This is a genomic window from Streptosporangium sp. H16 (assembly GCF_051918855.1).
Taxonomy (GTDB): Bacteria; Actinomycetota; Actinomycetes; order Streptosporangiales; family Streptosporangiaceae; genus Streptosporangium.
The window spans coordinates 1-8,563 of sequence record NZ_JBPXMD010000076.1; the positions used below are offsets into that span (position 1 = coordinate 1).

General features: G+C 66.7%; 11 protein-coding genes, 1 pseudogene and 1 other annotated feature. Of the genes and pseudogenes, 6 read left to right on the forward strand and 6 right to left on the reverse strand.

Translation table 11 applies throughout. The features are described 5' to 3' along the window. The 3 genes and pseudogenes from ACTOQ2_RS43350 to ACTOQ2_RS43360 all read left to right on the forward strand — a co-directional run. Positions 1 to 210: Rid family hydrolase (locus tag ACTOQ2_RS43350; protein ID WP_440107785.1), on the forward strand; the 210-nt coding region annotated here is incomplete at its 5' end. A gap of 77 nt (positions 211 to 287) precedes the next feature. Continuing rightward, positions 288 to 620, forward strand: a complete 333-nt coding sequence (locus tag ACTOQ2_RS43355; RefSeq protein ID WP_440107787.1) for a DUF488 family protein — start codon at positions 288 to 290, stop codon at positions 618 to 620. 52 nt (positions 621 to 672) lie between these two features. Further along, positions 673 to 896 (forward strand): annotated as a pseudogene (locus ACTOQ2_RS43360) (argininosuccinate synthase); the annotation flags it as partial. A 34-nt stretch (positions 897 to 930) separates the two neighbouring features. Beyond that, positions 931 to 1,044: a sequence feature (AL1L pseudoknot), on the reverse strand. Here the strand turns inward: ACTOQ2_RS43360 and ACTOQ2_RS43365 are convergent. The 3 genes from ACTOQ2_RS43365 to ACTOQ2_RS43375 form a co-directional block, all read right to left on the reverse strand. After that, the gene (locus ACTOQ2_RS43365) at positions 1,002 to 1,319 is read right to left on the reverse strand and encodes a transposase (RefSeq protein ID WP_440107789.1); all 318 of its coding nucleotides are present in this window, start codon (positions 1,317 to 1,319) and stop codon (positions 1,002 to 1,004) included. It overlaps the preceding feature by 43 nt. A 6-nt stretch (positions 1,320 to 1,325) precedes the next feature. Beyond that, positions 1,326 to 1,628, reverse strand: coding sequence for a hypothetical protein (locus ACTOQ2_RS43370; RefSeq protein ID WP_440107791.1), 303 nt, complete (start codon positions 1,626 to 1,628; stop codon positions 1,326 to 1,328). Positions 1,629 to 1,860: 232 nt separating this feature from the next. Next, on the reverse strand, positions 1,861 to 2,139 hold the full coding sequence (locus tag ACTOQ2_RS43375; protein ID WP_440107793.1) for a hypothetical protein: 279 nt from the start codon (positions 2,137 to 2,139) through the stop codon (positions 1,861 to 1,863). Positions 2,140 to 2,973: 834 nt separating this feature from the next. Between ACTOQ2_RS43375 and ACTOQ2_RS43380 the strand changes: the two genes are divergently transcribed. Beyond that, positions 2,974 to 4,125 carry an alginate lyase family protein gene (locus tag ACTOQ2_RS43380; RefSeq protein ID WP_440107795.1) on the forward strand — a complete coding sequence of 384 codons (1,152 nt, stop codon included), beginning with the start codon at positions 2,974 to 2,976 and terminating at the stop codon, positions 4,123 to 4,125. A 275-nt stretch (positions 4,126 to 4,400) separates the two neighbouring features. On the opposite strand, the gene ACTOQ2_RS43385 is transcribed toward ACTOQ2_RS43380, so the two are convergent. Next, positions 4,401 to 4,931, reverse strand: coding sequence for a DUF6262 family protein (locus ACTOQ2_RS43385; RefSeq protein ID WP_440107797.1), 531 nt, complete (start codon positions 4,929 to 4,931; stop codon positions 4,401 to 4,403). 125 nt (positions 4,932 to 5,056) lie between these two features. Here ACTOQ2_RS43385 and ACTOQ2_RS43390 point away from each other — a divergent pair, with 125 nt between their 5' ends. Further along, positions 5,057 to 5,587 carry a hypothetical protein gene (locus tag ACTOQ2_RS43390; protein WP_440107799.1) on the forward strand — a complete coding sequence of 177 codons (531 nt, stop codon included), beginning with the start codon at positions 5,057 to 5,059 and terminating at the stop codon, positions 5,585 to 5,587. Positions 5,588 to 5,684: 97 nt separating this feature from the next. Here ACTOQ2_RS43390 and ACTOQ2_RS43395 read toward each other — a convergent pair whose 3' ends face one another. Both ACTOQ2_RS43395 and ACTOQ2_RS43400 read right to left on the reverse strand, forming a co-directional pair. Continuing rightward, positions 5,685 to 6,413 carry a hydrolase gene (locus tag ACTOQ2_RS43395; protein WP_440107801.1) on the reverse strand — a complete coding sequence of 243 codons (729 nt, stop codon included), beginning with the start codon at positions 6,411 to 6,413 and terminating at the stop codon, positions 5,685 to 5,687. 44 nt (positions 6,414 to 6,457) lie between these two features. After that, on the reverse strand, positions 6,458 to 6,967 hold the full coding sequence (locus ACTOQ2_RS43400; RefSeq protein ID WP_440107803.1) for a hypothetical protein: 510 nt from the start codon (positions 6,965 to 6,967) through the stop codon (positions 6,458 to 6,460). A 677-nt stretch (positions 6,968 to 7,644) separates the two neighbouring features. Between ACTOQ2_RS43400 and ACTOQ2_RS43405 the strand changes: the two genes are divergently transcribed. After that, on the forward strand, positions 7,645 to 8,376 hold the full coding sequence (locus ACTOQ2_RS43405) for a type II toxin-antitoxin system Phd/YefM family antitoxin (protein WP_440107805.1): 732 nt from the start codon (positions 7,645 to 7,647) through the stop codon (positions 8,374 to 8,376). The last annotated feature ends 187 nt before the right edge of the window (positions 8,377 to 8,563 follow it).

The following is an 8,563-nucleotide window of genomic DNA, read 5'->3' on the forward strand; positions in this document are numbered from 1 at the left end:
GCCGTGCTCGGCGAGGCCGGCATGTCCCTCGCGAACCTCGTCCGGCTCAACGTCCACACCACCGACGTCGATCGGCTTTTCCAGGACTACGGCGTGCTGGCGTCGCGGTTGAGCGCCGCAGGGGTGGCACCGTCCACCACGATGCTCGGGGTGGCACGGCTGGCGATCCCCGACCTGATGGTCGAGCTTGAGGGGACCGCCGTCGCCTGATGCGACCTCGCCGCCTCCGGCAGGGCTGCCGGAGGCGGCACGAGTAGTAGGCAGGTGGGTGATTTCCGGTGCTCACAATGGTGACAATCGGCGTCTATGGCTTCGGCGGCGAGTCCTTCCTGCAACGACTGCGGCATGCGGACGTTCGTCTGCTGCTCGACGTACGCCAGCGCCGCGGTGTCCGCGGACCCGAGTACGCCTGGGCGAACTCACGCCGGCTGCGGGCGGCCCTCGCCCATGCTCGGATCGCCTACGAGCACCACCCCGAGCTCGCCCCAACCACCGAGTTACGCCAGCTCCAGTATGCCGAGGATGACCGCCAAGGGGTCGGCAAGCGCTCGCGCCGCTCAGAAGGCATGTGCAGGGGGTGGGCGATGGTGGGCCCTCAGGACCGTTGGCGAACACGCTGACCGAACGATTGCTCGCTGCTGGACGGTGGCGGGACGGAGATCATCACACCACGGTCCGGCGTTCAGCTACCACCCGGACAAGCTCTCCATGGAACGCACCGAGGACTCCGCGTTCGGCCCCATCGACCGCATCGGCCAGCTGACCATACGCACCTCGACATCGCCGACTCCCGCGCCGAGCTGGAGATATACGCCGGGCTCGGCATGGTCGGCACCCCGCATCCGGCCTTGATCGGTGCCGCCAGGACGGCTAGCCTGATCGCCGTGCCGCCGGATTCGACTCCCGTTTCTTCGCCGCCCAGTACGTGGACGGCGCGAACTCCAGCACGGCACAGATCGGCTCCACACCGAACCGTTCGCGATGGGTATCGATGAACTCGACTAGCGCGGCAGTCTGGGATCGAGTTCCCGGGCGAAATACGCCGAGGCGGCCTTCAGGATCTCGTTCGCCCGCCGCAACTCGCGATTCTCACGCTCGAGTTCGGTGATCCGCCGGGCGTCGGACGTCGAGGTCCCCGGACGCTTCCCGCCATCGACCTCGGCCTGGCGCACCCAGGTCCGCAGCGCTTCGCGGTGCACCCCGAGCTGGTCGGCGACCCGGGCCAGCACGCCCGCCCCCTCACCGGCCGCACGCAGCTCGAAAACCATACGGACAGCGCGTTCCCGCAGCTCAGGGGCATACTTCCTCGGTGGTGCCATAACTCCTCACCCTTCCAGGTATCGGAGCCTCCAACCAACTCGAGGTGGCCCACGGACCCCGGTGACGACGGCCAGTCCGCCGTCTTCCATGCGCACTAGGGCGCCGGGCGCGTGTCCACCACACGGGTCGGCCAGTACGGCGTCCAGCATTTGCCGGGCGCCGACGACCCCGGCGAAGGTGGAACGGCCCGAGCGCGGCCGCAGGTGCGGCAGGAGTGCGGCCTGCCAGACCTCGCGCGGCTCCTCCAGCAGCAACCGGGCGGCCCGATCCAAGCCCGCCATCAGCTGGTCGGCGGGCCGGTAGTCCATGGCCGCCAGTACATCCCGCAGCGAGCTCGCCGCGGGCAGAGCGGCCAGTGCGTCCAGGGCGGCGGTGACGACGGATCCGGCGGCCGCTGGATCCGGGTGCGGCCTTGATGAAACGCTTCGTCCGGGCCTGGACCCGTCCGGCTTATGCTGTCGCGCTGGCTTTCTGAGCACCTCGGTGAGGGCCGAGATGCTGTGATCGCCGTGGCCTGCCTCAGCTGCCCGCCTCACCAGGTCATGGAGCGGAGCGAGCCAGGCCGTGTCGACGTTCGTCTCCTTGGCCAGGTCCTCGTCGTGGGCCGCCCCACCAAAAGAGGTTCACGGAGGAGGCGGTGTCGGTGTAGTCGCAGGAGTCGATCTCCTTGGCGTAGATCGGCAGCAGGGACTTGATCATGTCCAGCCACTTGCCGGCGAAGCGCACCATCGTGTTCACCTCCAGCCCGCGCCCCTGTACCGCGGCGGCGCCCTGGAAGAAGCCGACGAGTGCCGGCAGCAGCATGGCGCCCACCGCCATCTCGTACAGGGCCCTCCACTCGGGTCGGCGTCACCAGAGGCAAAGTAGCTGTGAGTGATCAGCTCCCATCATCCGACGGAGAGCCCGGACCGCATCGTGGCTGTTCATCGGCCTCGCGAGAAAATCGGTATCCCAGGCGACTGCGGAGCGCTATGGCCTCGCATCCTGATCAAGGGGTCTGTCGGGAGGCTTTGACCTGGCCTTTCTCGCTACTTTGCGGCTGGTGACGCCGACCCGAGTGGAGGGCCATGCGCTACGTCAAACCCGGAGCCGAAGCCATCGCCAAGGTCACCGAGGTCCTCGCGCCCCGCCGCCGTACCCACTGATCAGCAACCTCTCCGGAGGGGAGGGGCACTGCCCCTTTCTCTCGTACTTGGTCTGCCCCCCTGCGGCATCCGGGGCGGCAGAGACGGCTGGGAACTCAGGGGTTATTTCTTACCGGGGTCCGTCCTTGGGGGACGGCCGGAATACGGCAGAAAGACACCGCAGTGGCCGCAGACCGAACAGAACCCAAGCTCTGTCCGGTCAACCGAACCACATCCCCGCAGGTAGGCGCGTCGACAGCCATGCAGGCCACAATCCGGCCCCAGGCTGGGCACGGTCATCCACAGCCGAAACCCCGGCCCTCGGCCTCACCGTCCGGCCTGCGGATTCGAGTGACCGCGGCCCGTTTCTGCCGTATTCCGGTGGCACCCCTCCTTAGGGTAGCTACCCGTCAGTAGAGTCCTGGGCCCCCGGAATGCGGCGGTATAGCGGCCGATGTCCACGGCGCGAAAATGTTGACAGCTGAGTCGACGGCTGGCTGAATGGGCGTCCGCGTCTGGAAGGGAACCCGTGCGTCTCGCTCGCCCTCTCGCCGCCACCATGCTCGTGGCCGCCGCCTTATCCGCCCCGCAGCCCGCGCAGGCGGCCGCGTTCAAGCATCCCGGCGTCCTGGTCAGCCGCGCTCAGCTCGACTTCGTCAGAGCCAACCTCGGCAACGAACCGTGGAAGTCTGCCTGGAACGCCCTGCAAAAGAGTTCGTACGCCTCGCTGTCCTACACGGCCAAGCCCCGCGCCGTCGTGGAGTGCGGCATGTATGGGAACCCCGACCACGGCTGCTCGGACGAGCGTGAGGACGCCAATGCGGCCTACACACACGCCCTGCGGTGGTACCTCACCAAGGACTCCCGTTACGCCAAGAAGGCGATCCAGATCATGGACACCTGGTCAGCCGTGATCACCAAACACACCGGGAGCAACGCGCCGCTACAGATTGGCTTTGCGGGCGCCAACTTCTCCCGCGCCGCCGAACTCATCAAGCACACCTACACCGGCTGGACCCAGGCCGGCCGGTTCGCCGGCAAGCTGCGTACCGTGTACCTGCCGACCTTGATCGCCGGAAGGCCCAACAACCAAGGCAACTGGGAACTGATCATGACCGATGCCGCCATCGGCATCGCCGTGCACCTGGACGACCGCGCCTCATTCGACCGAGCGGTCACGACCTGGCGCGGCAGGCTGCCCGCCTATATCTACCTCAAGACGGATGGCTCATACCCCAAGGCGCCGCCGAACAGCAAGCACGACACCAAAGCCGAGATCATCGACTACTGGCACGGGCAGACCACGTTCGTGAACGGCCTGGCCCAGGAAACCTGCCGTGACTTCGGGCACACCGGATGGGGGCTCGCGGCCATCTCCCACGTCGCGGAGACGGCCCGCCACCAAGGCATGGACCTGTACGCCACGGCCAAGCACCGGCTGCGATACGCGATGAACTTCCACGCTCGCCTGCAACTGGGCGCGACGGTGCCATCGTGGCTGTGCGGCGGAAAGGTCTCCCCCGGTCTCGGGCCGAACCTCGAAGTCGGCTACAACGCGCTGCACCAGCGTCTCGGATACGACATGCCCCATGCCGAGAAGTGGGTGATGCAGAAGCGCCCGGTCGGTGCCTCGCGCTTCCTGGCCTGGGAGACCCTCACCCACGCGAAGAACCCGCGCTAAGCCGCGATGAGTGGATCGGCCACGCCGGACTTCAACTCCGACGGCGTGGCCGACATCTTCTCGGCCGCCACCGGAACGCGCCCGCGGCGGACTGGTTGTCGGCCTGCGCGACGGCAAGCACGTCGGTTATTGGCGCACGCCGACGGGAGACGCGGTTGCCTGGCAGGCGGGCGGGTAGCCGACGGCACGCGGTTCCTTGGGGCATGCGATCTTTGTACGTCAGCGCGTGCCTGGCTCTGCAGCGGAACCCGTACGCCGACAGGAGGTGAGGCATTTCAGTCCACCTGCCTCGGCGGCCGGTCGAGGTGGTGGATGGTCGGCTGTTCTCGTAGGTGGCCAAGAAGCAACGCGTTCTGTGTGCGAAGTCGTTGAATCTCGGCGCGCAATTCGCCGTTGGTGGCGGTGAGTTGCCGGATGCGGGCCTCCTTGGAGGAGTCCGTCATTCGCTGTCGGACGGGCTGGCGCTGGTCGGATCGCTGTTGGAGGTCGCGAAGCCGCTGGATCTCCTGGATCAGTTCGGGGATCCGGTAGAGGAAGGCCCTGGAAGTGCCTGAGGCCCGAACGACCGCGGCGACCGTGATGGCCTCCCCTGCGGTGTCGAGTCGCCGGATTGCTTGTTGAGCTTGCTCGATGAGTCGTGTTCGTCGCTGTTGCTCGGCAGAGCGGAGGTAGTGGGTGTTGTCGGGGGACGGCCGGAATACGCCGGAAAGACACCGCGGGGCCTGAAGGCCGGTCGTTAGGGTGATCGTCGTCGTGTTGGTGGCGGTTTTGGGGGCTTCGGGTGACCTCGGTCGATCGGACGGCATATCCGGGGTTCGCCAGGGTGGTGTCGGCGCGGGAGTTGGCGGAGGCGTTCACGCCGACTGAGGCCGAGGGCGCGTGGGCTCGTGGCCGAACCCATACTAGGGGGCCGCCCGAGGTGACGACGGGTATGGAGCGCCGCGACGAGCGCCCGCCCCTCCTCAACGGCGTGGCCGGCGGCGGGTTCCTCGACGGGAAGACCGTGCGATCGCGCCCATTTACCGGCGGCCTGGCCGGAGGCGCCCATCGCCTCGCCGATCTGCCGCCAGGAGTAGCGGCGCTCGCCCCGTCGGGCGGTCACCACGAGCTCACGGGTGACAAGGTCCAGTTCGGCGGCGAGCCAGCGGGCAGCGGCAAGCCGGGCCAGGACCGGATCATCTGGGAAAGCGCGGGTCTCGGCCGCCCGCTCGCGCAAGAAGGGGTCCTAGTAGTAATCGCGGAAAATCCAACGAACCTACTTCTGGCCTGCTCTGATGTGAGGGCGCCGCAGGGCTGGTGTGCTGGTCGCTGGATACGGCGGGCTGGCCTGAGGATGCCGCTGACCTGGCCTGAACGCTTCACACCGACGATGGTCAGCGATATCCGTTGGATTTTCCGCGATTACTACCGGGACCCCTTCCTGCACGGCGGTCCCGAGCCAGGACGTTCTACGCCGGTTTGATCTACTTGTAACCGCTACGCGATGAACCCGTAAGATAGCTCACCGCTACTCTGCCCCTCGCCGTAGCCATAGGAGTTCCTGGCCTTGGTGGGCGGCGTCAGGCTGCTGTCATGTGCCCGGGGAGCATGGCGTGGGCGTATATCACTCCCAGCCCGTAGGCGCCTGCGTGCTCCTTGATGACCGCGGTGATGGCGTCGTAGGTCTGGGTGCGGCTCCAGTCGCGCTGCCACTCGAGCACGGTGGTGAGCCATGTCAGCGGCATGACGCCGTGCTGGAGCATGCGTTGAACGGCATTGTCGTGTGCCTCTGCTGTCACGCCCCCACAAGCGTCAGTGGGAACGTACACCTGGTAACCCTGGTCCACGGCGGACAGGGCGGCGAGGGCGATGCACACCTCCGTCCACAGACCTGCCATGACGATCTTCGGTCGGCCGGTCGCCTTGACAGCGTCGGCGACTCGGAGATCCTCCCAGCAGTTCATGGTGGTCCGGTCGATGGGGGAGACGCCGGGGAAGCATTCCGCCAGTTGAGGAAGCAGCGGCCCGGAGAAGGTCTTCGACGCGACCGTGGTCAGGATGACGGGTATGTTGAATATCTTTGCTCCTTTGGCCAGGCCGACTGTCGCGTTAATAATCGAGCCTCGGTCTGTGCTGGTGGTACTGAAGAACATCTGTGGCTGATGGTCCACCAAGAGGACGACGCTGTCTTGCGGTGTGAGGAGCGATGCCGCCGGATCGGGCTTCGCATTCCTAAAGTTCGCCTTTGTCTTCTCACTTGGTTGTGCCGGAATTGAATGAGCCTCACGGCCCTTGCTATGTTCTGTCACCTTGTCCTCCTGAATGCGACGCCTGCACCCACGGTCCCTGACGCTCACAGAACGAAGCAGGAATCGAAGATCTCGTCATAAGATGTGCGCTCCTTCGTGAAACCTCGCGCGGCACGCCACTGGCGGTGTTCTTCGGACTCGGCGGCGGCCTCCACCAGAGCCTGAGCCTGACGCACGCCTGAAGGCAGTGTGGGAGGCACGGTGCGATGGAACCCGCCCATCCATGGCGTCATGCGCAGCGACGGGACACCGTCCCAGCGCAGCTCCAGGAGGTAGTTCAAGCCACCCCGGATCACGTGGAGGTGGGAATTGTTAAGCCCAGAAATGATCTGCCGGTTGAGCGCGTCGACGACACGAGTCTCCGTATCGACGAACGGGGCCATGTTCTGGTCGTCTCCCACAGCCGCGATGCGACCGTCTTGGACGGCGATGGCGGCAGCGGTGGGCCTCGCCGGGTCTTGCGTGTACACGCGACCGTTGCGCATGACCAAGTCTGCGGGCTGCTTGGCGTTAGGGTCAGGGGCGATGCCCTCGACAGGCATAGCGTTGATCATGTGCTGACTCCTTGGCACCGGACCCCACGCTCGACCTGTGCTCAGGGGAGCATCCGGCCGCGCGAGCGTCAGCCATGCGGCAGCATGGCGATCTCCGTTTCGGACCACCTTCGCGTATCGTTCTCCACTTACCCGAACGACATTACCCCTGCTATTTACCTATAGATCGGAACCAGGACGGAATTTAACTAGGAATTAATTACTTTAAACCCGCATATTACCTAGATGGCGGGCTCTCTCCTCGCGTTCGACGTCCACTTGAAGAATGCGTACCCGTATTCCAAACTCAAAGTTTGGAGATTCAACATGGTGACGGAATCGTGGCCAGGGGGAGGAAGACCCCGGTGAGGTCAAGAAGGTGGTCGCCGAGCTGCACGTCCTGCTCGACGAGATCGAGCAGAAGACGCTGTAGTGGAAGCTGGAGCCCTGGCCAAAGGGCCGGGGCCGAAAAAATGAAAGTCATGAACTGGGGTCGAAGTAGAGGGAGCCTGGAGAGCGGGGCCCTCAGGCGCCCTGGCCCGGTACGGCTCCCTCTACTTACCGCCAATGATCGTGCTCGGTCGCCTGATTGTGTACACAACCGCGTTCCGCCCCCCGGCGCTGGTCCCCTGCCCGCTCGCGGCCGGTTGCTCGCGTTTCGTCGCCTGGGCCGCGTGTGGGCCGACACAATGCCAGGCGTGCACAAGGCGGACATCAGCGACCAGCCCGAGCCCGAGCGGCCGGGCGAGGTCGAGGAGATCGGGATCCGGGAGGCGCGGGCGCGGCTGGCCGAGCTCGTCGAGCGGGCTGGGGCGGGCGAGCCGGTGCTGCTGCGTCGACGCGGCCCTGAGCGCAACGCCGCGGCTATGCTGCCCGTCGCGGCGATCGAGGTCTGGCAGGCCCACCTGGCCGCGCAAGAAGCCGAGCAGCGGCGCCGCGCCGAGGAGATTGCGCTCGGCGAGCGCCGACCGGCCGGATCGCGCGGCGCGGTGTGCCCGGGTTGCCGCAGCTCGTTCATGCACGTGGTCTTCACCGGCCCGGTCGTCATCGCCCTCGTCAACACCGCCGACCCCGCCGCGGGCGTGCAGGTGGCGGTGGCCGACACCGACCCAGCGATGGCCGAGAAGGTGGCGTTCGTGCGCTGCGCCTCGTGCTGGGAGCCGATGGGAGACCGGCCCCGCGAGCACGGCGCCCTGGCCTACCGCGCGGCCGTCGACATCGCCGAGAACGCCTCCTGGAGCGGCGAGGCGTGGGAGGCAACCAACCCCTACGTCGTCGCCGAACACGAGATGGGGCGCGCCTCACGCATCGTGCTCGCCCACGACCTGGCCCGCGGCAAGGTCCGCCGGGTCACCCGGTGGGAATGGCTGACCGGCATCACCGACGACGAACGCGAGCAGCTACGCCGCCAGCTCGACGACGACTTCTGACCACCAGCCGCGTCCGCTGCCGGCACCCTCACGCCGCATCAAGGCGGGCCAGTGGCCTTCCCCTCATAGCGTGGAGACCGAACCGGGAGAGGTTTGGTCGTGGCAGCAGTCACGCGACGGCGCTTTGATCCGGAGTTCCGGGCGGGTGCGGTGCGTATCGTGAAGGAGACCGGCAAGCCCGTCGCGC